The sequence below is a fragment of the Micromonospora sp. GCM10011541 genome (genome assembly GCF_042650725.1).
Taxonomy (GTDB): domain Bacteria; phylum Actinomycetota; class Actinomycetes; order Mycobacteriales; family Micromonosporaceae; genus Micromonospora; species Micromonospora sicca.
In genome coordinates this window covers 183,925-205,750 of record NZ_JBHSBP010000010.1, presented here as the reverse complement: position 1 = coordinate 205,750, position 21,826 = coordinate 183,925, and the positions used below count along the sequence as shown (strand labels likewise).

General features: G+C 74.4%; 16 protein-coding genes. 10 read left to right on the top strand and 6 right to left on the bottom strand.

All coding sequences use genetic code 11. From position 1 onward, the window contains the following. The first annotated feature begins 235 nt into the window (after positions 1-235). From ACFOYX_RS05325 to ACFOYX_RS05300, 6 genes are all read left to right on the top strand, one after another. Positions 236-3,640, top strand: coding sequence for an error-prone DNA polymerase (locus tag ACFOYX_RS05325; RefSeq protein WP_322441993.1), 3,405 nt, complete (start codon positions 236-238; stop codon positions 3,638-3,640). A gap of 94 nt (positions 3,641-3,734) precedes the next feature. Further along, on the top strand, positions 3,735-3,914 hold the full coding sequence (locus ACFOYX_RS05320) for a hypothetical protein (protein ID WP_109804328.1): 180 nt from the start codon (positions 3,735-3,737) through the stop codon (positions 3,912-3,914). A 43-nt stretch (positions 3,915-3,957) separates the two neighbouring features. Beyond that, the gene (locus tag ACFOYX_RS05315) at positions 3,958-4,707 is read left to right on the top strand and encodes a methyltransferase domain-containing protein (protein ID WP_322441992.1); all 750 of its coding nucleotides are present in this window, start codon (positions 3,958-3,960) and stop codon (positions 4,705-4,707) included. Then, positions 4,704-5,885: an alkaline phosphatase family protein gene (locus tag ACFOYX_RS05310; protein ID WP_322441991.1), complete on the top strand. Its 1,182-nt coding sequence runs from the start codon at positions 4,704-4,706 to the stop codon at positions 5,883-5,885. The genes ACFOYX_RS05315 and ACFOYX_RS05310 overlap by 4 nt, the downstream gene beginning before the upstream one ends. 78 nt (positions 5,886-5,963) lie before the next feature. Continuing rightward, a complete protein-coding gene (locus ACFOYX_RS05305) occupies positions 5,964-7,223 on the top strand; it encodes a DNA polymerase IV (RefSeq protein WP_322441990.1) in 1,260 nt (419 codons plus the stop codon). Between the two features lie 115 nt (positions 7,224-7,338). Then, positions 7,339-7,737, top strand: coding sequence for a DUF3040 domain-containing protein (locus tag ACFOYX_RS05300; RefSeq protein WP_109804324.1), 399 nt, complete (start codon positions 7,339-7,341; stop codon positions 7,735-7,737). A 294-nt stretch (positions 7,738-8,031) separates the two neighbouring features. On the opposite strand, the gene ACFOYX_RS05295 is transcribed toward ACFOYX_RS05300, so the two are convergent. From ACFOYX_RS05295 to ACFOYX_RS05285, 3 genes are read right to left on the bottom strand one after another with little or no spacing between them, the layout of a single operon-like run. Then, a complete protein-coding gene (locus ACFOYX_RS05295) occupies positions 8,032-10,500 on the bottom strand; it encodes a DUF3488 and transglutaminase-like domain-containing protein (protein WP_322441989.1) in 2,469 nt (822 codons plus the stop codon). 16 nt (positions 10,501-10,516) lie between these two features. After that, on the bottom strand, positions 10,517-11,815 hold the full coding sequence (locus ACFOYX_RS05290) for a DUF58 domain-containing protein (protein ID WP_109804322.1): 1,299 nt from the start codon (positions 11,813-11,815) through the stop codon (positions 10,517-10,519). A 1-nt stretch (position 11,816) separates the two neighbouring features. Then, positions 11,817-12,869, bottom strand: coding sequence for a MoxR family ATPase (locus ACFOYX_RS05285; RefSeq protein WP_109804321.1), 1,053 nt, complete (start codon positions 12,867-12,869; stop codon positions 11,817-11,819). Positions 12,870-13,353: 484 nt separating this feature from the next. Between ACFOYX_RS05285 and leuS the strand changes: the two genes are divergently transcribed. Beyond that, the gene (leuS, locus tag ACFOYX_RS05280; RefSeq protein WP_322441988.1) at positions 13,354-16,194 is read left to right on the top strand and encodes a leucine--tRNA ligase; all 2,841 of its coding nucleotides are present in this window, start codon (positions 13,354-13,356) and stop codon (positions 16,192-16,194) included. Between the two features lie 286 nt (positions 16,195-16,480). On the opposite strand, the gene ACFOYX_RS05275 is transcribed toward leuS, so the two are convergent. The 3 genes from ACFOYX_RS05275 to ACFOYX_RS05265 are packed head-to-tail and all read right to left on the bottom strand — an operon-like array spanning position 16,481 to position 19,120. Next, positions 16,481-17,263 carry a TVP38/TMEM64 family protein gene (locus ACFOYX_RS05275; protein ID WP_377533840.1) on the bottom strand — a complete coding sequence of 261 codons (783 nt, stop codon included), beginning with the start codon at positions 17,261-17,263 and terminating at the stop codon, positions 16,481-16,483. Then, complete coding sequence (locus ACFOYX_RS05270) at positions 17,161-17,883, bottom strand: glutamine amidotransferase (protein ID WP_322441986.1); 723 nt, start codon at positions 17,881-17,883, stop codon at positions 17,161-17,163. The genes ACFOYX_RS05275 and ACFOYX_RS05270 overlap by 103 nt, the downstream gene beginning before the upstream one ends. Further along, the gene (locus ACFOYX_RS05265; RefSeq protein ID WP_109804330.1) at positions 17,873-19,120 is read right to left on the bottom strand and encodes a MurT ligase domain-containing protein; all 1,248 of its coding nucleotides are present in this window, start codon (positions 19,118-19,120) and stop codon (positions 17,873-17,875) included. The genes ACFOYX_RS05270 and ACFOYX_RS05265 overlap by 11 nt, the downstream gene beginning before the upstream one ends. Positions 19,121-19,476: 356 nt before the next feature. Between ACFOYX_RS05265 and mraZ the strand changes: the two genes are divergently transcribed. From mraZ to ACFOYX_RS05250, 3 genes are all read left to right on the top strand, one after another. Continuing rightward, positions 19,477-19,908, top strand: coding sequence for a division/cell wall cluster transcriptional repressor MraZ (gene mraZ / locus ACFOYX_RS05260; protein ID WP_089013373.1), 432 nt, complete (start codon positions 19,477-19,479; stop codon positions 19,906-19,908). Between the two features lie 208 nt (positions 19,909-20,116). Then, on the top strand, positions 20,117-21,226 hold the full coding sequence (rsmH, locus tag ACFOYX_RS05255) for a 16S rRNA (cytosine(1402)-N(4))-methyltransferase RsmH (RefSeq protein ID WP_109804329.1): 1,110 nt from the start codon (positions 20,117-20,119) through the stop codon (positions 21,224-21,226). Next, the gene (locus ACFOYX_RS05250) at positions 21,223-21,822 is read left to right on the top strand and encodes a hypothetical protein (RefSeq protein ID WP_322441985.1); all 600 of its coding nucleotides are present in this window, start codon (positions 21,223-21,225) and stop codon (positions 21,820-21,822) included. Before rsmH ends, ACFOYX_RS05250 begins: the two co-directional genes overlap by 4 nt. Positions 21,823-21,826 lie beyond the last annotated feature (4 nt).

The window sequence follows — 21,826 nt, the reverse complement described above, 5'->3', positions numbered from 1 at the left end:
CGGTCCGCGCCGTGCCCCCGACGGATGTCCCGGTGAGCGGTATGACTGTCAGGCATATTTATGACTCTCAGGTATATCGCTCACCGACCCTGTCGGCGGCGGCGACGGCCACGGCAGCGGCGACAGTGGGAGCGACGAGGGCCGCGAGGGCCGCGGGGGCGGCGAGGATCGCGGGGGCGGCCGGTGGGCGCCGGCCGGCGGCGCGGATCACCGCTGCCTCACTCGGAGCGGCCGGATGAGCTTCCACAATCCCAACCTGCCCTGGTCGGAGCTGGAGCGCGTGCTCTCCGGGCGGCCCGGCGACGGGCGGTCGGGGGAGAGGCGGTCGGGCAGGTGGTCCGGTGGGCGGTCGCGGGACGAGCGGCACCTGCACGTGGTGGATCCCCTCGCCGTGGACGCCGACGGCGGGGACTCCCCGGCCTGGAGCCGCAAGCGGCAGCACTACGAGGCGCCCGAGCTGCCCCGGCCGGACGGCGCGGTGCCCTACGCCGAGCTGCACGCGCACAGCAACTTCAGCTTCCTCGACGGGGCCAGCCACCCGGAGGAGTTGGCCGAGGAGGCCGCCCGGCTGGGGCTCACCGCGCTCGCCGTCACCGACCACGACGGCTTCTACGGGGTGGTTCGCTTCGCCGAGGCGGCCCGCGCGCTGCACCTGCCCACCATCTTCGGCGCCGAACTCTCCCTCGGGCTGCCCGGCCCGCAGAACGGCGAACCCGACCCGCTCGGCCGGCACCTGCTGGTGCTCGCCCACGGCCACGAGGGGTACGCCCGGCTGGCCGCCACCATCTCCCGCGCCCAGCTGCGCGGCGGGGAGAAGGGCCGCCCGGTCTACGGCGAGCTGGAGGAGGTCGCCGCCGAGCTGCGCGACCACGTGCTGGTGCTCACCGGCTGCCGCAAGGGGCACGTGCCGGGCGCGCTGCTCACCGAGGGCGTGGACGCGGCGGCCCGGGAGCTGGACCGGCTCACCGCGCTCTTCGGCGCGGAGACGGTGGCGGTGGAGCTGACCGACCACGGCCACCCGGTCGACGCCGACCGCAACGACGCCCTCGCCGAGCTGGCCGCCGCCGCCGGGCTGCCCACGGTGGCCACCAACAACGTGCACTACGCCACCCCGGGCCGGCGGCGGCTGGCCACCACCGTGGCCGCGGTGCGGGCCCGGCGCAGCCTCGACGAGATAGACGGCTGGCTGCCCGCCGCCGCCACCGCCCATCTGCGCAGCGGCGCGGAGATGGCGGCCCGGTTCGGCGCGTACCCGGGGGCGGTGGAACGGGCCGCCGAGTTCGGCGCGGAACTCGCCTTCGACCTGCAACTGGTCGCGCCGCGGCTGCCGGCGTACCCGGTGCCGCCGGGGCACACCGAGATGAGCTGGCTGCGCCACCTGACCGAGCAGGGAGCCCGGGAGCGGTACGGCCCGCGCGAGGCGCACCCCGAGGCGTACGCGCAGCTGGAGCACGAGCTGCGGATGATCGACGACCTCGGCTTCCCCGGCTACTTCCTGGTGGTCTACGACATCGTCGCGTTCTGCCGCGCGCAGGACATCTACTGCCAGGGCCGGGGCTCGGCGGCGAACTCGGCGGTCTGCTACGCGCTGCGGATCACCAACGTGGACGCCGTCCGGCACCGGCTGCTCTTCGAGCGTTTCCTCGCCCCCGAGCGGGACGGCCCACCCGACATCGACGTGGACATCGAGTCCGACCGCCGGGAGGAGGTGATCCAGCACGTCTACGCCCGGTACGGCCGGGAGCACACCGCCCAGGTGGCCAACGTCATCTCGTACCGGCCGCGGTCGGCGGTGCGGGACGTGGCCAAGGCGTTCGGCTTCTCGCCCGGCCAGCAGGACGCCTGGAGCAAGCAGATCGACCGCTGGGGCTCGGTCGCCTCGGTGGACGTCGAGGACATCCCCGAGCAGGTGGTCGCGTACGCCAACGAGTTGCAGACCTTCCCCCGGCACCTGGGCATCCACTCCGGCGGCATGGTGATCTGCGACCGGCCGGTGATCGAGGTCTGCCCGGTGGAGTGGGGCCGGATGCCCGGGCGCAGTGTGCTCCAGTGGGACAAGGACGACTGCGCGGCGGTCGGGCTGGTCAAGTTCGACCTGCTCGGCCTCGGCATGCTCTCCGCGCTGCACTACGGCTACGACATGATCGGGACGACCCTCGACCTGGGCGACATGACCCTCGACGACCCCGAGGTCTACGACATGCTCTGCCGGGCCGACTCGGTCGGGGTGTTCCAGGTGGAGAGCCGCGCCCAGATGGCCACCCTGCCCCGGCTCAAGCCGCGCTGCTTCTACGACCTGGTGGTCGAGGTGGCGCTGATCCGTCCCGGCCCGATCCAGGGCGGCTCGGTGCACCCGTACATCCGGCGCAAGAACGGCCAGGAGCCGGTGACGTACGCGCACCCGCTGATGCGCAACGCGCTGGAGAAGACCCTGGGCGTGCCGCTGTTCCAGGAGCAGTTGATGCAGCTCGCCATCGACCTGGCCGGCTTCGACGCGGCCGGCGCCGACCAGTTGCGCCGGGCGATGGGGGCCAAGCGCTCGGTGGAGCGGATGGCGCAGATCGCCGACCGGCTGTACGCCGGGATGGCCGAGCGGGGCATCACCGGCGAGCTGGCCGACGACGTCTACCGCAAGCTCACCGCGTTCGCCAGCTACGGCTTCCCGGAGAGCCACGCGATGAGCTTCGCCTACCTGGTCTACGCCAGCTCCTGGCTCAAGCGCTACCACCCGGCCCCGTTCCTGGCCGCCCTGCTCAACGCCCAGCCGATGGGCTTCTACTCGCCGCAGACGCTGGTCGACGACGCCCGCCGGCACGGCGTCGAGGTACGCCGCCCGGACATCAACGCCAGCGGGGCGAAGGCCGTGCTGGAGTCGGCGCCGGAGACCCGGTGGGGCAGCCAGCCGGGGGAGCCGCCGCACGCCTGGGGGTTGGGCGGCCCGGCGGTCCGGCTCGGGCTGGGCAGCGTACGCACCCTCGGTGACGACGTGGCCGAGCGGATCGAGGCGGAGCGGGCGGCCGGCGGGCCGTACCGGGACATGCCAGACCTGGCCCGTCGGGTCGGTCTCACCGCCGCGCAGCTGGAGGCGCTGGCCACCGCGGACGCCTTCGCCTGTTTCGGGCTGACCCGGCGGCAGGCGCTCTGGGCCGCCGGCGCGGCGGCCCAGGACCGGCCGGGCCGGCTGCCCGGCACGGTGACCGGCGCGGCCCCGCCCACCCTGCCCGGAATGGAGGCGGTGGACCGCCTCGTCGCCGACGTCTGGGCCACCGGCCTGTCGCCGGAGAGCCACCCGGCCCGGTTCATCCGCGACCGGCTGGACGCGCTCGGCGCGGTGCCGATCGCCCGGCTCGGCCGGGTCGAGCCCGGCCAGCGGATCCGGGTCGGTGGGATCGTCACCCACCGGCAGCGCCCGGCGACCGCGGGCGGGGTCACCTTCCTCAATCTGGAGGACGAGACCGGAATGCTCAATGTCACTTGCTCCCCGGGCCTCTGGCAGCGCTACCGTCGAATCGCCCGCACCAGCGCGGCGCTGGTGGTGCGGGGCCGGTTGCAGCGGCACGAGGGGGTTACCAGCCTCACCGCGGACCGGCTGGACGCGATCGAGCCTCCGGTGGCTCCGGCATCCCGGGATTTCCGCTGAGCGGAGTGATCCACATTACGGTGTCCGGGCCCGGGAGGCGGGAGACTTCGGCACGCGCGGGCAGAGTGGCCCGCCCGGCCATGGGGGAAGAACGATGACCCTGAACAGCACACACATCGGTGGAGTGGCGAACGCCCGGCGCACCCGGCTGGCCGCCGGCTGGTCGCCGGCCTCCGACGTCGAGGCCCGCGAGTACCAGGTGACCGACGGGCCGGTGGCCAACGCCCACCGCTCCCGCGCGGAGGAGGACCCCGCCGACGGCGGCGAGTCCTGACCCGGAGCGTGCCGCCACCGCCTCCGGGAGTCCGGTGGCGCGGGTGACTAGGCTCGACCGGGTGGAGCAGACTCGAACGCTGACCCCGCGTACCGCCGTCATCTGGTCGGTGCTCCGGGCCGAGCTGGGGCGCCGGGCCGGCGAGCGGCTCACCGTGCTCGACGTCGGCGGCGGGACCGGCGGCTTCGCCGTCCCGCTCGCCGAGGCCGGCCACTGGGTGACCGTGGTCGACGCCAGCCCCGACGCGCTCGCCGCGCTGACCCGCCGGGCCGCCGAGGCCGGGGTCGCCGACCGGGTACGCGCGCTGCAGGGCGACGGCGACGCGCTCGCCGGGCTGGTCGAGCCGGCCAGCGTCGACCTGGTGCTCTGCCACTCCGTCCTCGAGGTGGTCGACGAGCCGGCGTCGGTGGTGTCGGCGTTGGTCGGCGCGCTGCGCCATGGTGGCGCGGCCAGCGTGCTGGTGGCCGGCCGGGCCGCCGCCGTGCTCGGCCGGGCGATGAACGGTCACCTCGACGTGGCCGCCGCGCTCGCCGCCGACCCGGACGGCACCGCGGGGCCACGGGACACCCTGCGCCGCCGCTACGACGTGGACGGCGCCGCCGCGCTGCTGACCGCCGGCGGGCTCACGGTCGAGGAGATCCACGGGGTACGCGTCCTCGCCGACCTGCTCCCCGCCGCGGTGGCGGACGGCCAGCCGGCCGCCCTGGTGGAGCTGGAGCGGGCCCTGGCGGCCCGGTCGCCGTACCGGGACCTCGCCGCCCAGCTGCACCTCTTCGCCCGCCGCCCGGCATGACCGGCCCGTCGCCGGCCGTGGCTGGGCGACCAGGTCCGCTCGACCCGGTCGCGCCGCGCTACGGCGGCGGTAGCCTCGCCGACGTGCTGCCCAGCGCCCTGGCGGTGCTCGGCGTCCCCGGCGCGGTCGACCTGCTCGGCCTGGGTCCCCGGCTGGCCGGGGTACGCCGGATCGCCGTGCTGCTGGTGGACGGGCTCGGCTGGTACCAGATCCCGACCGCCGCCCGGTACGCGCCGACCCTGGCCGGCCTCGCCGCCACCGTCGGCGCCCCGCTCACCGCCGGCTTTCCCTCCACCACCCCGACCAACCTGGTCAGCCTGGGCACCGGCGCCGCCTCCGGCGCCCACGGCGTGCTCGGCTTCAAGGTCCGGGTCCCCGACACCGACCGGGTGCTCAGCCACATCGAGTGGGCCGGCGACCCGGACCCGTTGACCTGGCAGCCCGTGCCCACCCAGTACGAGCGGGCCTGCGCCGCCGGCGTCGCGGTCACCGTGGTCAGCCGCCCCGAGTACGGCGGCAGCGGCCTCACCCTCGCCGCCAACCGGGGCGGCGACTACCGGGGCGCCTCCGACGTCGACGCACTCGCCCGGCAGATGCTCACCGCCCTCGCGGCCGGCGCCGGCCCGACCCTGGTCTCCGGCTACCACCCCGACCTGGACCGGCACGGCCACCTCACCGGAGTCGACTCGGCGCCCTGGCGGCTCGCCGCCGCCGACGTGGACCGGCTGCTGGTCCGGCTGGTCGACGGGCTGCCGCGGGACGCCGCGCTGCTCGTCACCGCCGACCACGGCCAGCTCAACGTGCCGCCGGGCCGGCGGGTCGACTTCGACACCGACGCCCGGCTGCGGGCGGGGGTGCAGGTGATCGCCGGCGAGCCCCGGGTCCGCTACCTGCACGTCGAGCCGGGCGCGGTCGCCGACGTGCTGGCCGCCTGGTCGGCGGTGCTGGGTGACGCCGCCCGGGTGACGACCCGCGACGAGGCGGTGGCCACCGGCTGGTTCGGGCCGGTGCCGGAGGAGCACCTGCGCCGGATCGGCGACGTGGTGGTGGTCTGCCGCGACACGTACGCGGTGGTCGCCACCCGGTCGGAGAAGCCGATGGAGTCGCGCCTGGTGGCGTACCACGGCGCGGACACCGCGGCCGAGATGACCATCCCGCTGCTGGTCGTCCGGGGCTGACCGCCCGGTGGTCGGGCCCGGCCGGTCGTCGGGTGGTCGGGCCGCTGCGTTGTCGGACCGGGCGGCTAGCCTGCGGGGATGGGCCGCAGCCAGTCGTTGCCCCGGGGCGGCGATCCGCGCTTCGGGCCGGACGCCGACGACACCGGCTGCTCGATGCTGCACGTCGACATGGACGCGTTCTTCGCCTCGGTCGAGGTGCGCCGCCGCCCCGAGCTGCGCGGCCGGCCCGTCGTGGTCGGCGGGATCGGGCCGCGCGGCGTGGTCAGCTCCGCCAGCTACGAGGCCCGCCGGTACGGCGTCCGCAGCGCCATGCCCACCGCGCGGGCCCGGGCGCTCTGCCCGCACGCCGTCTACCTGCCGCCCGACTTCACGCAGTACACGGCGGCCTCCCGGGCGGTGATGCGGATCTTCCGGGACGTCACCCCGCTGGTCGAGCCGCTCTCGCTGGACGAGGCCTTCCTCGACGTGGCCGGCGCCCGCCGGCTCTTCGGCTCCCCGGCGGAGATCGCCCGGTTGATCCGCCGCCGGGTCGCCGAGGATCAGCGGCTGAGCTGCTCGGTGGGGGTGGCGTCGAGCAAGTTCGTGGCCAAGCTCGGCTCGACCCGGGCCAAGCCGGACGGCCTGCTCGTGGTGCCGGCGGCCCAAGTGCTCGACTTCCTGCACCCGCTGCCGGTGTCGGCGCTGTGGGGGGTGGGGGAGCGTTCGGCCGAGGCGCTGCGTCGACTCGGCCTGGCCACCGTCGGCGACCTCGCCGAGGCGCCCCTCGGCCTGCTCCGCCGGGCGGTCGGCGAGGCCGCCGCGACTCACCTGCACGAGCTGGCCTGGGGGCGGGACCAGCGCCGGGTCAGCCCCGAGCACGTGGAAAAGTCGATCGGCGCGGAGGTGACCTTCGACGCCGACGTCGTCGAGCCGACGGAGATCCGCCGGGCGCTGCTCGCCCTGGCCGAGAAGGTGGGCGCCCGGCTGCGCGGCGCCGGTCAGGTGGGGCGCACGGTGTCGCTCAAGGTCCGGCTGGCCGACTTCCGCACGGTCAACCGGTCCCGCACCCTGGGCGTGCCGACCGACACCGCCCGGGAGATGTTCGACACGGCCTGGGCGCTCTGGACCGCCCTCGACCCCGGTGAGCCGATCCGCTTGGTCGGCGTACGGGTGGAGGGGCTGGCCGCCGCCGGGGAGACGCCGCGCCAGCTCACCCTGGGGGCGCCCGAGCGCGGCTGGCGGGAGGCGGAAGCGGCGGCCGATGCCGCGGCTGCCCGATTCGGGCGATCCGTCATAGGTCCGGCCAGTCTTCTCGGCAAGCGTCATCCGGGTCGAGACGAAAATCCGACCCGGCCGTAGGTCGTCCCGCTTTCCGACGCGCGAGCCCCCTCGTAGACTTGCGGGTAAGCAGCCGGTTGGCTGCCACGGTCTGTCGGCCCGAGCGGGCCGACCAACGTGACCGGGGAGGAGTGCCGTGCCGCTCTCGGAGCACGAGCAGCGGCTGTTCGAGCAGATCGAGCGGTCGCTTGCCGAGGACCCCAAATTCGCCTCGGCCGTGCGCGCCAGCGACCCGCGTTTCCACGCGCGGCGTCGCGTGCTCGTCGCTGCCGGCGTGGTCATTGCTGGCCTGGCCCTGTTGGTCTACGGCGTCGTGATCACCACCGCGCTGGTGTCAGTGGCGGGCTTCGTCGTGATGTTGGCCGCGTTGGGCTACGCAGTGCAGTCGCACCGCCGGGCTCAGTCGCCCGACCTGCACGTGGTGGGCGGCACGACCAGTCGTCGTCGTCCCCGTGGTGGTCGTACCGGCCGGCGGGGCTCGTTCCTCGACCGGATGGAGGACCGCTGGCGGCAGCGCCCGGAGGGGCACCGCTGACCACGTCCCACCCCTGAAGGGGTGCCGCGACGGCGTGTCGTCGGTTTCTCCGGCGAGCGTGGTCGCACCGTCGCGCCCTGATCCACCAGCTGAGCGTCCAGTGGCCGGCTGACCCTCGGACCCCCGCGGGCCGACGTGACCGCCCGTCCGCTTGTTTCCTCTTCCCGCGTCCCGGCCGCACCCAGACGTGTGGCCTTCCTTCTTCGCGCGGGCGCCTGTCCACTCCCGACTCCGCGGTACGCCACCGGCGGTGTCCCGTCCGCCGACGGGGGAGCGCCGGCGGACGGGACCCGGTCAGCGGGCCAGGCGGCCGGCCAGCAGGCGACGTGGACTCCACCGCAGCAGGCGGTGCCGCACCTGGCCGCCCGTCGCGACGAGGCGGGCGGAGGTGTCCGCGATGGCGCGCCGCCAGCGCAGCAGCACCGACGGCGGCAGCACGGCCGCCAGCAGGCGGGTCCGTCGGTCCGCCCGCGCGGCGAGCGCCCCGCGTACGGTGCGCAGCGCCGGGTGCAGCGCCTCCCCGGTGAGCGGATCGCGGGCGTACCGGGCCCGCTCCTCGGCGCGGCCGAGCAGCCGGGCCGCGGTCGCCGCCGACGCGTCCTCGGTGAGCGTGTCCCGGACCAGCCGGTCGGCGGTCGCCCGGGGGGTCTCCGTCCGGTCCACCGGAACCCGGAAGTCCACCAGCGTGTCCAGCAGCTCGTCCCAGGCGGCGTGGGCGTCCGCGCGGGCCCGGTCGGCATCCACCCCGACCATCACCTCGCGCGCCCCGCCCGGGCTGCCGGGGCCGGCGTCCAGCACGGTGGCCGTCGGTCCGTGCGCCCGGGCGCGCCGCCGCCGGCGCAACGCCCTGCGCAGCAGCGCCGGCACGGCGAGCAGCGCCAGCAGGACGAACGCGCCCGCCGTCCACCACGGCCAGGCCGGGGCCTGCCGGGTCGGGCCGCCGCCGTCCAGGGACAGGCCCGCGTCCGTCTCCTTGTCGGCCCGGTCCGGCCCGTCCGGCCCGGCCGACGGGTCGACCGTGCCCGGGGCGGCCGTGCCGCCCGGCACCGGGGCGGCTTCCTCCGGGGAGTCGGTGTCCGGGGCCCAGGCCGACCGGATCGAGCCCTGGACGCTCGCCGCCGGGGTGGCGTCGAACGGCACCCAGCCGATCCCGCCGAAGAAGACCTCCGTCCAGGCGTGCAGGTTCCGGTTGGTCAGCACGTACGTGGCGCCGCCCGAGTTGCTGCCGTTGGTGAAGCCGAACGCCACCCGGGCCGGGATGCCGGCCCGGCGGACCAGCCACGCCATCGCGGCGGCGTACTGCTGGCAGAAGCCGACCTTGGTGGCGAGGAAGTTGGTGATGTCGTCGCCGCTCGTGCCGCCCTTGGTGGACAGCGAGTAGGTGAAGCCGTTCTCGACCGAGAAGTAGCCGTAGATGGCCCGCACCTTGTCGTAGTCGTTCTGCTTGCCCTCGACGAGCTGGTCGACCAGCTTGTCGACCTCGCGTACCACCGGGGCCACGGTCTGCTGGCGCAGCACCGGGTCGTCGGCGGAGAGCGACGGCGCCGCGCGCAGCGCCGCCGGGCTGTACGTCGAGCGGACGTAGTCGAACGAGTAGCGCTTGCCCCGCGAGTTCTCCCGGTTGGAGAAGAGGATCTGGAGGTTCGGGTCGTAGAGCCAGCTGCCGCTGAGGTCCTCGGCCTTCACCGGCTCCGCGTACACCGGCAGCAGGGGCATGTTGAGGTTCTTGGTCACCTCGACGGTCGCCCGGTAGCGCTCCTGCTTGACGCCCCGGCCGGCCCGCTCCGTCGGGTCGGGCAGGGTCCGGTTGGCCGGCCGGCCGGTCGGGACCCGCACCCGGAAGCCGTCCGGGCGCAGCTCGTCGGCCACCCCGAAGCGCAGGTAGAACGGCGCCGGCTCGGTGGTGGTGACCTTGACCAGGTCGGCCACCTCGGACTGGTTGAGCTGGCCGCTCAGCGCGGCGAACAGGTCGATCCGGCCCGGGCTGCCGCCCTGCCCCGGCCGGCCGGTGCCGTTGCCCGTCCCGGAGCCGACCGCGTCCATCAGGCCGCCGGTCATCCCCGGCACGGCCAGCGGCAGCGCCACGGCCAGCGCGACGCCGACCACGGCCAGCCGGCGGCCGGCGGCGGCCAGCGGCGACGCCTCCCACACGTCGACGTCCCGGCCCTCGCCGGTGAACCGGCGGCCGAAGCGGCGTACCCGGTCGACGTTGTCGGTGACCAGCAGCCACAGGTATCCGCAGGCGCCCACCACGAACGGGGTGGCGGGGACGCTGTCCACGTAGACCGCCACCGGCACCGAGTAGATCGCCAGCATCGGCAGGCCGGCCAGCGCCGGCCGGCGCAGCCCCACCGCCAGCACGTCGACCACGACCGCGACCCCGCCGATGCCGAGCACCGTGAGGAACAGCAGCGAGTCGACGTCGGGCACCTTCACGCCGTACGAGCGCATGTCCTGCACCGACGCGCCGAACAGCTCGCCGAAGTGGGCGAAGGTGCCCGGGGTGGGCAGGAACGCGAGCAGCTCGGTGCCGCCCGGGAAGATCCAGGTGAGGGCGAGCAGCAGGCCGGCGAGCATGGCCAGCACCTGGCCCCACAGCGGGGCCCGGACCAGCCGGCTCAGCGCGGCCGCCCCGGCCACCACCGCCACCACGATGGCCGCCTGGACCAGCCACGTCCAGCGCTGGAAGATGGCCGACAGCGGCGCCGCGGCCAGCAGGGTCGCCGCGGCGGCGACGAAGCCGAGGTTCCGGGTCGCGGTCACGAGGTCGTCCTTCCGGTCATCGCACGCCTCCGGCCACCGTCTCGGCCAGCGCCGCCCGCAGCGCGAAGCCCTGCGAGCCGCGGGCCGCCTGCGGCCACAGCACCGGCAGCCGGCTGCCGTGGTCCACGCCGATCACCCGCCACCCGCTCTGCAGCAGGGCGAGCGCCGCGGCGCCGTGCGCGTGCTCCGCCTCGGCCCGGGCCTTCGCCGGCAGGTTGAGCCAGGTGGAGCTGTCCAGGACGAAACCGACGCAGGTGGCGCCGCTGCCCCGCAGCCCGCCGAGGAGCTCCGCCTCGGCCGTGCTCAGCGCACCGAACAGGCCGATGATCAGGCCGCCGTCGGCCCGCTGCCGGACCTGCTGGACCAACGTGGTGATCTCGACCCGCTTGTCCAGCCGGACCTCGGCGAGGTGGTCGAGGAGCAGCCCGTCGCCGGCCCCCTCGGTGGCGTCCACGTCGGCGCCGGAGCCGGTGACCAGGCGCAGCTTGTACCCGGCCTGGCGCAGGTGCACCGCGATGCTGGCCGCGGCGGAGACCGCCCACTCGAAGCTGGCCGTCGGCCCGTCGCCCCGGTGGCCGAAGGCGCGGGTGTCCAGCACCACCGTGGCCCGGCTCTCCCAGGGCTGCTCCTCGCGGCGCACCATCAGCTCACCGGTGCGCGCGGTGGACTTCCAGTGCACCCGGCGCAGGTCGTCGCCCACCCGGTACTCCCGGGTGGCCGCGTCGTCCTCGCCGTGCACCGCCACCGAGCGGGCCCGGCTGTCGCCGCTGCCGGCGTACTCGCCGGGCAGGCGGACCGTGGGCAGCGGGGTGACCTGCGGGATGACGGTGAGGTGGTCGGTGCTGGGAAAGGCGCGGGTGAGCTCGCACAACCCGAACGGGTCGGTGAGCCGGACCACCAGCGGGCCCACCTCGTACCGGCCCCGCACGTCGGCGCGGACCGTGTACGCCACCGAGCTGGCCTGGTGCGCGCCGAGCCGCTCCAGCACCACCCGGGGCCGGCTGCCCAGGGCGTACGGCAGCCGGTCCTCCAGCAGCAGGGTGCCGGTGGGCAGCCGGGACAGGTTCTGCAACCGCAGCACCACCCGGGAGCTGGCCCCGACCGGCACCCGGTGCGGCTCCAGCGACCGGTTGCAGGCCAGCTTGTACCGGCTGCGCCCGACGTACGCCGCCGCGAGCAGCGGCAGGACGGCGAGCAGGATGGCCACCCGCAGCAGGTCCTTCTCGCCGAGGATGCCGGCGGAGACCGCGGCGGCCAGCGCGGCCGCCAGGAACGAGCGGCCCCGGGTGGTCAGTCCGCGCAGGCCGTCGCGCACCTCACGGCCTCCGCGGCTCGAACGGCCCGTGGCCGTTGCCGCTGGCCGGCCGGGTGTCGTACGGGGAGCGCTTGCGGTCGTGCGGCAACGGCAGCCGGTGCACCAGCTCGGCGACGATCGCGTCGGTGGTGCGGCGGGCCAGCTGCGCGTCGGCGGTCGGGATGATCCGGTGCGCCAGCACCGGCACCGCGAGCGCCTGGAGGTCGTCGGGCAGGACGTAGTCACGCCCCTCCAGCGCGGCCACCGCGCGGGCGGTGCGCAGCAGCTGGAGCGTGGCCCGGGGGGAGGCGCCGAGGCGCAGGTCCGGGGCCTCGCGGGTGGCGGTCACCAGGTCGATCGCGTACTGCTTGACGGCGTCGGCGACGTGCACCTGCCGGACGGTCGCGATGAGCCGGCGCACGATGGCCGCGTCGGAGACCGGGCGCAGCTCGTTCAGCGGGTCGGTGGCCCCGTGACCGTCCAGCATGGCCAGCTCGGCGCCGACGTCCGGGTAGCCCATCGCGATCCGGGCGGTGAACCGGTCGCGCTGCGCCTCCGGCAGCGGGTACGTCCCCTCCATCTCGATCGGGTTCTGCGTGGCGATCACCATGAACGGGGTCTGCAACTGGTAGGTCACCCCGTCGACCGTGACCTGCCGCTCCTCCATGCACTCCAGCAGGGCGGACTGGGTCTTCGGCGAGGCCCGGTTGATCTCGTCGCCGACCACCAGGTTGGCGAAGACCGCGCCGGGGCGGAACTCGAAGTCGTGCGTCTCCTGGTTGTAGACGCTCACCCCGGTGACGTCGCTGGGCAGCAGGTCGGGGGTGAACTGGATCCGGCGCACCGAGCAGTCGATCGAGCGGGCGAGGGCCTTCGCCAGCTTGGTCTTGCCGACGCCGGGGACGTCCTCGATGAGCAGGTGGCCCTCGGCGAGCAGCACGGCCAGGGCGAGCCGGACGGTGGCCGTCTTGCCCTCGATGACCTGCTCGATGTTGGCCACGATGGCCTCGCTGGCGGCGCGGAACTCGTCGTGCGGCAGCAGACCGCCCACCTCGTCCCAGGTCTGTTGTGTCACGGGCCTCCTCCTCGTCGCCGGACGGCAGCTCTGTATAGAGCACCTGGACCCGCCGTTGGGTTCGCGTCGTGCGAGCCTCGTTTGCCGCAGAAATCTCACTGGCCTCTCAGGCTAACCATGTTTGTCGTGATCGCCGACCCTCGCAGCCGGTCGGTCGGTTACGCCCGGAATATTCGCCGGACGGGGGACGCGTGGCCGTTTGCGGCTCGATGACCGGAGTGCCGCCGGGCACCGCGCGGCGGCGGGCGACGGGACCGGGGGAGAACGCGGCGGCGGGCCGGACGTGCCCCACGCGTGCCGGCGGGCGGCGGGGCCGTCCCCGCGCGGGGTACACTGCCGGTCATGGCCGGAGTCTTCCTGCTTCTTACCGGGCCGTGCTGATGCGCTGAACGCGCGACGGCACGGCGGCCCCTCCTGCGTGAGGGGCTTTTTTGTGCCCTGAGCAGACCTCCCCATATCCGACATGAAGCGCCGAGGAGACGCCATGAGCGAGGCAGCCGCACCGGCGACCGACATTCCCCCGTTCCGGTACACCGCCGCCCTGGCCGGCGAGATCGAGCACCGCTGGCAGGACAGCTGGGCGCGGGAGGGCACCTTCCACGCGCCGAACCCGGCCGGGCCGCTGGCCGACCCCGACCACCCGCGGGCGGGCGCGGAGAAGCTGTACGTGCTGGACATGTTCCCGTACCCCTCCGGCGCCGGCCTGCACGTCGGCCACCCGCTGGGCTACATCGGCACCGACTGCTTCGCCCGCTACCAGCGGATGGCCGGGCGGAACGTGCTGCACGCGATGGGCTTCGACGCGTTCGGCCTGCCCGCCGAGCAGTACGCGGTGCAGACCGGCACCCACCCGCGCACCACCACGGTGGCGAACATCGAGCGGTACAAGGAGCAGCTGCGCCGGCTGGGGCTGGCCCACGACGAGCGGCGCACGGTGGCCACCATCGACACCGACTTCTACCGCTGGACCCAGTGGATCTTCCTGCAGATCTTCAACTCCTGGTACGACGCGGAGGCCGGTAAGGCCCGCCCGATCGCCGAGCTGATCGCCGAGTTCGAGGGAGGCAACCGGCCCACCCCGGACGGCCGCCCCTGGGCGGAGCTGACCGTGGCCGAGCGGCGGGCGATCGTCGACGACCACCGGCTGGCGTACGTCTCGGAGGCGCCGGTGAACTGGTGCCCGGGGCTGGGCACCGTGCTGGCCAACGAGGAGGTCACCGCCGACGGTCGCTCCGAGCGGGGCAACTTCCCGGTCTTCAAGCGCAACCTGAAGCAGTGGATGATGCGGATCACCGCGTACGGTGACCGGCTGCTGGACGACCTGGACACCCTGGACTGGCCGGAGCCGATCAAGCTGCAGCAGCGCAACTGGATCGGCCGGTCCACCGGCGCGCACATCGACTTCCCCACCACCCTGGAGCCGATCCGGGTGTTCACGACCCGGCCGGACACCGTCTTCGGCGCCACCTACATGGTGCTGGCCCCCGAGCACGAGCTGGTCGACGTGCTGGTGCCGGCGGCCTGGCCGGCGGGGACGAAGGACGCCTGGACCGGCGGGCACGCCAGCCCGCGGGCGGCCGTCGAGGCGTACCGGAAGGCCGCCGCGGCCAAGACGGACGTGGAGCGGCAGGCCGACACCAAGGAGAAGACCGGCGTCTTCGTCGGCGCGTACGCGACCAACCCGGTCACCGGCGGGCAGATCCCGATCTTCATCGCGGACTACGTGCTGGCCGGCTACGGCACCGGCGCGATCATGGCGGTGCCCGGGCAGGACGAGCGGGACTGGGCCTTCGCGGAGGTCTTCGACCTGCCGATCGTGCGGACCGTGCAGCCGGCCGACGGCTTCGACGGCAAGGCGTACACCGGGGACGGCCCGGCGATCAACAGCGCCGCGCCGGACCGCGGCCTGGACCTGAACGGCCTGGGAGTCGCCGACGCCAAGGCGACGATCATCGCCTGGCTGGAGGCGAACGGGTACGGCGCCGGCGCGGTGACCTACCGGCTGCGCGACTGGCTGTTCTCCCGGCAGCGCTACTGGGGCGAGCCGTTCCCGATCGTGTACGACGAGACCGGGGCCGCCATCGCGCTGCCCGAGTCGATGCTGCCGGTCGAGCTGCCCGAGGTGGACGACTTCTCGCCGAAGACGTTCGACCCGGAGGACGCCGACAGCAACCCGGAGACCCCGCTGTCCCGGCGGCGCGACTGGGTGGAGGTGGAGCTGGACCTGGGTGACGGGCCGAAGCGCTACACCCGGGAGACCAATGTGATGCCGCAGTGGGCCGGCTCCTGCTGGTACGAGCTGCGCTACCTGGACCCGACGAACACCGCGCGCTTCGTCGACCCGGCGAACGAGGCGTACTGGATGGGGCCGCGCGGCGCGGGCGACTGCGGCGGCACCGACCTGTACGTCGGCGGCGCCGAGCACGCCGTGCTGCACCTGCTGTACGCCCGGTTCTGGCACAAGGTGCTGTACGACCTGGGCCACGTCTCGTCGTTCGAGCCGTTCCGCAAGCTGTTCAACCAGGGCATGATCCAGGCGTACGCGTTCCGGGACGCCCGCGAGGCCGTGGTGCCGGCGGAGGAGGTCGTCGAGGTCGACGGCCGCTTCTTCCACGGCGAGACCGAGGTGCGCCGCGAGTACGGCAAGATGGGCAAGTCGCTGAAGAACGTGGTCACCCCGGACGAGATGTGCGCGGCGTACGGCGCGGACACCTTCCGGGTGTACGAGATGTCGATGGGCCCGCTGGAGGTGTCCCGCCCCTGGGACACCCGCGCGGTCGTCGGCTCGTACCGGTTCCTGCAGCGGGTCTGGCGGGCGATCGTCGACGAGCAGACCGGTGACCCGCGGGTCACCGACGTGCCGGCCGACGAGGCCACCCGCCGGCTGCTGCACCAGGTGATCGACGGGGTCCGCGGCGACATGGAGGGGATCCGGTTCAATACCGCGATCGCCAAGCTGATCGAGCTGACCAACGCGCTGACCCGGCTGTCCGCCACGCCGCGGGAGGTGGCCGAGCCGCTGGTGCTGATGCTGGCGCCGTTCGCTCCGCACATCGCCGAGGAGCTGTGGCGGCGGCTGGGCCACGACGGCTCGCTGGCGTACGCGGACTTCCCGACCGCCGACCCGGCGATGCTGGTCGCCGAGACGGTGACCTACCCGGTGCAGATCAACGGCAAGGTCCGCGGCCGGATCGAGGTCCCCGCCGACGCGCCCGAGGACGAGGTGCGCGCGGCGGCGCTGGCGGCGGTCGCCGGTCCGCTGGCCGGCAAGGAGCCGCGCAAGGTCATCGTGGTGAAGGGGCGGATGGTCTCGGTCGTCGCCTGACGCTCGCCGACCCGGAGGCGCGCCCACCTCGGGGCGTGCCTCCGGCGTGGCCGGGGTCAGGGCGGTCGAGACGGGTGCTCGGCGTTCCGGCGGCTTTCGTGCCGTTCGGCGGGCGGCGGATGCGGTCCCGAGCGATATGACGCTGGGGCATATTTATGACTCTCAGGTATGTCGCTCGCGGGCAGTCCCGCTCAGGGATCGGCCGGCACCGGCGCGACCGGCTGCCCCGACAACGGAGGCGTCACGTGGCGGGTCCGCCGGGGCTGCGGCCGGGGAACCGGCCGCATCAGGCCGGGCTCGGCCGGCGCCGCCGTTCGGCGCGCCACCAGCGGTGGATCAGCACCACGCTGGCGATCAGCCCGAGGCTGGCCGGCGCGGCGGCGTACCAGTTGACGTGGCCCGGCGAGCTGACCGCCGCGCCGAGGGCGGCGTAACCGAAGGCGGTCGGGGCGGAGGCGATCACGCTGCCGGCCAGGAACGGCAGCACCCGGGCGCTGGTCGTGCCGTACCCGTAGCTGGTCAGGCCGAAGCCGGCGATCGGCAGCAGCCGGACGGTGACCACTCCGAGCACGTTCTGCCGGGCGAACCAGCCGTCGAGGCGGGCCAGTCGGCCGCGGACCCGTTCCGCGACGAACTCCCGGCCGAGCAGGCGGCCGACGGTGAAGCCGACCGCCGCGGCCAGCAGCGCGGCGCCGAGGGCGTACGCGGCGCCCTCCAGGGGGCCGAAGATCGCCCCGGCGGCGAGCGTGACGAAGGTCCGCGGCACGAGCGCCACCAGCAGCAGCGCCCCGCCGGCGATCGCGGCGACCGGGGCGTACCCGTCGAGGGCGTCGGCCAGCCGGGGGAGCTGGGCCGGGTCCGGCCGGGGCATCAGGAGCAGCAGGACGCCGAAGCCGGCGAGCAGGAGCAGCAGCAGGGCGAACCGCCGTGCCGACGGCTGGCGGAGCAGCCGCCGGACGGTGGGGATCACGCCCGGGCGGCGGCCGCCACCGCGGCGCGGCGTTCCGAGCGGAGCCGCTCGGCCCAGGTGTCGTCCAGCGCGGGGAGCTGGTGGACACCGGTGGCCCAGCGCAGCAGCAGGTCGGCCAGCGCCGGGTTGCGGGCCAGGGCGGGCCCGTGCGAATACGTGCCGAGCAGCTTGCCCCGCCAGGCGCCCTCGGTGGCGCCGTCGTTGCCCACCCCGGTGGTGACCCTTGCCAGCGGCGAGACGCCCGGCCCGAGGTGGGTGCGTCCGCCGTGGTTCTCGAAGCCGGACAGCGCCGGAATGCCGAGCCGCGGGTCGACCTCGCCGGCCAGCTCGCCGACGGCCCGGGTGGGGCCGCGGTCGGAGGAGAGGTCGAGCAGCTCCAGTCCCGCGCACTTGGTGCCCTTGGCGAAGAACGAGCTGCCGAGAAGCTGGTAGCCGGCGCAGACGCCGAAGACCACCGAACCCTGGGCCACCGCCCGGTGCAGCCCGCCGTCGGCGAGCAGCCGCTGGGCACCGAGCGCCTGCGGGCCGTCCTCGCCGCCGCCGATCAGGTAGATGTCGGCGGTGGCGGGCAGCCGCTGGTCGGAGCGGACCTCCAGCACCTCGACCGGCATGCCGCGCAGCTGGGCCCGGCGGGCCAGGATCAGCATGTTGCCCCGGTCGCCGTAGGTGGAGAGCAGGTCGGGGTAGATCCAGACGATGCGCAGGCTCTCAGTTGACACGGTCCAGCTCCGCTCGGATGTCCTGGAAGGCGGTGTAGTTGGCGATGACCTCCAGGCGGCCCGGTGGCACCGCCCGGATCGCGTCGTCGAACGTCCGCACGTGCTGGAACGGCACGCCGTTGACGTCCAGCCGGACGGCCAGGTCGTACGCCCGGTCGCCGGTGATCAGCACCTGCCGGCCGCGCAGCGGGGCGAAGTCGACGTCGAAGAGCCAGGAGGTGTCCAGCCCGTCGGGGTCGCGGGCGTTGATGGAGAGCAGGGTGGGCGCCTCGTCGGCCATGTCGAACGCCTCCAGCCAGCTGGCCGGGTTCTTGGCCAGCAGCAGCCGGATGTTGCGCCCGTCCCGATCCACCTGGGCGTAGCGGCCGGCGACCGAGCTGACCGTGCCGAGCCGGGACACCGCGTCCACCGGGCGTACGCCGAACTCGGCGGCCACCGCGAGCGCGGTCGCGGCGTTGCCCAGGTTGACCTTGCCGGGGAGCTGGAGCTGCACCTTGTGCCAGGCGCCGGTCGGGTCGAGCACGCCGTCGTCCTCGACGGTCCACTGCGGCTCGGGGCGGCGCAGCGGGCAGCCGGTGCACCGCCACTGCTCGCCCGAGCGCTCGATGGTCGAGCCGCACTCCGGGCACACCCACGAGTCGTCGTGCCAGCGCTGGCCGGCGCTGAACCAGGTGACGTGCGGCGGGATGTGGCCGCGGGCGGGGTCGGCGGGCGGGGTGGCGGCCCAGACGACCATCGGGTCGTCGGCGTTGGCGACCACCCGCACGTCGGGGTGCTGGACCAGCGCGGCGCGCCAGAGCTGCGCCATCATGGCGACCTCCTTGGCCCGGTCGAGCTGGTCGCGGGAGAGGTTGAGCAGCGCCACCACGTGCGGCTCGGTGGCCTCCAACACCTGGGCCAGGTAGTGCTCGTCCACCTCGAGCACCGCGTACGGGGTGCTGCCGGCCTTGGCCAGGGCCGAGGTGTGGCCGGTGGGCATGTTGGCGCCGAAGGAGTTGGTGGCGACCCGGCCGAGCACTCCGACGGCGGCGGTGGCGAGCCGGGTGGTGGTGGTCTTGCCGTTGGTGCCGGACACCAGGGCGATCGCCCGCCCCGCCGACAGGTGCACGAGCAGGTCGGGGTCGATCTTGAGGCCGATCCAGCCACCGATCACCGAGCCGTCGCCACGGCCGGCCGCCCGCGACAGCGCCGCGGCGGTCCGCGACACCGAGCTGGCCACCTTTGCCCGCAGGGGCATCTTCGCGTCCGTCACCCGAGCGAGGTTACCGGACCCGCGGCGCCACCAGATCGCCGCGGACCGCGATCCGTTCGGCCGGGGTGACCCGGCGGGACGGCCGGTCGACGCTCGGCCGGATGGAGTCGATCAATGTCGGGTAGCGGACGCGGCCGGCGGGGCGCCGCGGCCCTCCACTCCGCCCCACCCCCTTTGACGTGCGCTTTTGCGCTCGGAAACGCCGCGCCACGCGGGCGTTTCTGGTTGCGGGTGGAGGGAAGTGGAGTAGAGTGGGGCGCAATGGTGAGGCCGGGAGGGCCGCACCGGCCCGGGGGGTCAGCGGCGCCGCGAACGCCGCTCAGGGCGAGGGGGTTGGGCCGATGTTCCTCGGCACCCACACTCCGCGCCTGGACGACAAAGGCCGGTTGATCCTTCCGGCGAAGTTCCGGGATGAGCTGGCGGGGGGTGTCGTGATCACCAAAGGGCAGGAGCGCTGCCTCTACGTCTTCCCGATGCCCGAGTTCCAGCGGATCGCGGAGCAGTTGCGCGCGCAGCCGATGACGCACAAGGCGGCCCGGGCCTACAGCCGGGTCTTCTTCGCCAGCGCGCACGACGAGGTCCCGGACAAGCAGGGCCGGGTCACCATTCCCGGGCATCTGCGCTCGTACGCCGCCCTCGACCGCGATCTGGTCGTGATCGGCGCGAGCACCCGGGTGGAGATCTGGGACAGGGCGGCCTGGGAGGCCTACCTCGCGGAGAGCGAAGACGACTTCGCCGACATCGAGGAGGGGGTGCTGCCCGGCGGTCTGTAGGGCGTGGCGACGCCCGGCGTACTGCGAGATCTCCAGCCGCTTTCGAGTTCCTGGCACCCCTTCCCCGGTGCCAGGCGCACGATCCGTATCGGGGGGCCGCGGCCTCCGGCGGGCGGGAGCGGATGGGGATCTGGCGGTATGGCGAGGCGTCGTGGCGACGGCAGGACGCGACACGGACGGAAGCGGGTTTCAACCAGTGGGGGTCGACATGGGGGAGCTACGTGGCACGCACGTGCCGGTGCTGCTCGAGCGGTGTCTCGAGTTGCTGGCCCCCGCGCTGGGTCGGAACGCGCGCACCGTCTACGTCGACGCGACGCTCGGCCTGGCCGGGCACGCCGAGGCGGTCCTTCAGGCGCACCCGAACACGGTGCTGATCGGCCTGGACCGGGACACCGAGGCCCTCGCCCACGCGCGGGTCCGGCTGGCCCGGTTCGCCGACCGGATCCACCTCGAGCACGCCGTCTACGACGAGCTGCCCGAGGTGCTCGACCGGCTCGGCTACCCGGCGATCGACGGGATCCTGTTCGACCTCGGCGTCTCGTCCCTGCAACTGGACGCGCCCGACCGCGGGTTCGCGTACGCGCAGGACGCGCCGCTGGACATGCGGATGGACCAGACCCGGGGGGTGACCGCCGAGGAGGTGGTCAACACCTACGGCCACCCGGAGCTGGCCCGGGTGCTGCGGGTGTACGGCGAGGAGAAGTTCGCCGGGCGGATCGCCTCGGCGATCATCCGGGAGCGGGAGCGCGCCCGGATCACCTCGTCGGCGCGGCTGGCCGAGCTGGTCAGAGAGAGCATTCCGGCACCAGCCCGACGAACCGGGGGACACCCGGCAAAGAGAACGTTTCAGGCTTTACGGATCGAGGTAAACAGGGAGCTGGCAGCGCTGGAGACGGCGCTGCCGGCCGCTCTCGACAAGCTCACCGTGGGCGGCCGCATGGTGGTCCTGTCCTACCACTCGCTGGAGGACCGGCTCACCAAGCAGGCGCTCGCCGACCGGGTCCGCAGCAAGGGCCCGATCGACCTCCCGGTCGAACTGCCCGGGTCGGGTCCGACGTTCCGGCTGCTCAGCCGGGGCGCCGAGCTCGCCGGGGAGGCCGAGGTGGCCGCGAACCCGCGCGCCGCCTCGGTGCGGCTGCGGGCCGCGGAACGGCTCGACCCGGAGGCGGCCCGGCAGGGGCGTACCGACCGCGAACGGTACCGCCGCCGGGTCAAGGCGATGCACCAACCGGGGACGGGGTCACCGGGGTCCGCGAGGGACCCCCGGTCGGCCCCCGGGGACGGCAGTGGGACGGACGAAGAGGGGGAGGGGACATGAACGTCAACAGGCGCGACGGCCGGGACACCGGCATCGGGCAGCGCGCACCGCGGTCGGGGGGCCGGACCGCGGCGCAGCGCACCACGCGAGGGGCGACCGCGACGGCGGAGGCCGAGCGGCTCGACCGCCGGGAGGAGACCCGCGCCCGGGGGGCGCGCGAGTTCCCCACCCAGGGCAGCGCCGCGCTGCGGCCGGCCGAGCGGACGAAGGCCACCACGGCGTCGCCGCGGCTGCGGGTCGCCCCGCCGCCGCCGGTCTCCGTGCCGCGGGCCCCGTTCGTCGGGCTGATCCTGGTGCTGGTGGTCGGCGGGGTGCTCGGCATCCTGCTGGTCAACACGAAGATCAACGAGAACGCCTTCAAGCTGGAGAAGCTGGAGCAGCAGCAGGCCAAGCTCGACGTCGACCAGCAGCAGATGGAGAAGGAGATCGCCGAGCAGAAGGCGCCGGGCAACCTGACCGCCAACGCCCGCAAGCTCGGCCTGGTCGAGTCCGGCGAGCCCGCGTACATCCGGCTGCCGGACGGGAAGATGATCGGCGTGCCGCACCCGGCGGAGGGCGCGCCGGCCATCACCAGCCAGCAGGGCAACGGGGGGTAGTCAG

What these genes read in the sequence shown, in the direction of transcription:
- ACFOYX_RS05325 (WP_322441993.1), top strand. Translation starts at nt 236, where the DNA reads ATGAGCTTCCACAATCCCAACCTGCCCTGGTCGGAGCTGGAGCGCGTG.
- ACFOYX_RS05320 (WP_109804328.1), top strand. Translation starts at nt 3,735, where the DNA reads ATGACCCTGAACAGCACACACATCGGTGGAGTGGCGAACGCCCGGCGC.
- ACFOYX_RS05310 (WP_322441991.1), top strand. Translation starts at nt 4,704, where the DNA reads ATGACCGGCCCGTCGCCGGCCGTGGCTGGGCGACCAGGTCCGCTCGAC.
- ACFOYX_RS05305 (WP_322441990.1), top strand. Translation starts at nt 5,964, where the DNA reads ATGGGCCGCAGCCAGTCGTTGCCCCGGGGCGGCGATCCGCGCTTCGGG.
- leuS (WP_322441988.1), top strand. Translation starts at nt 13,354, where the DNA reads ATGAGCGAGGCAGCCGCACCGGCGACCGACATTCCCCCGTTCCGGTAC.
- ACFOYX_RS05265 (WP_109804330.1), bottom strand. Translation starts at nt 19,120, where the DNA reads ATGCCCCTGCGGGCAAAGGTGGCCAGCTCGGTGTCGCGGACCGCCGCG.
- mraZ (WP_089013373.1), top strand. Translation starts at nt 19,477, where the DNA reads ATGTTCCTCGGCACCCACACTCCGCGCCTGGACGACAAAGGCCGGTTG.
- rsmH (WP_109804329.1), top strand. Translation starts at nt 20,117, where the DNA reads ATGGGGGAGCTACGTGGCACGCACGTGCCGGTGCTGCTCGAGCGGTGT.
- ACFOYX_RS05250 (WP_322441985.1), top strand. Translation starts at nt 21,223, where the DNA reads ATGAACGTCAACAGGCGCGACGGCCGGGACACCGGCATCGGGCAGCGC.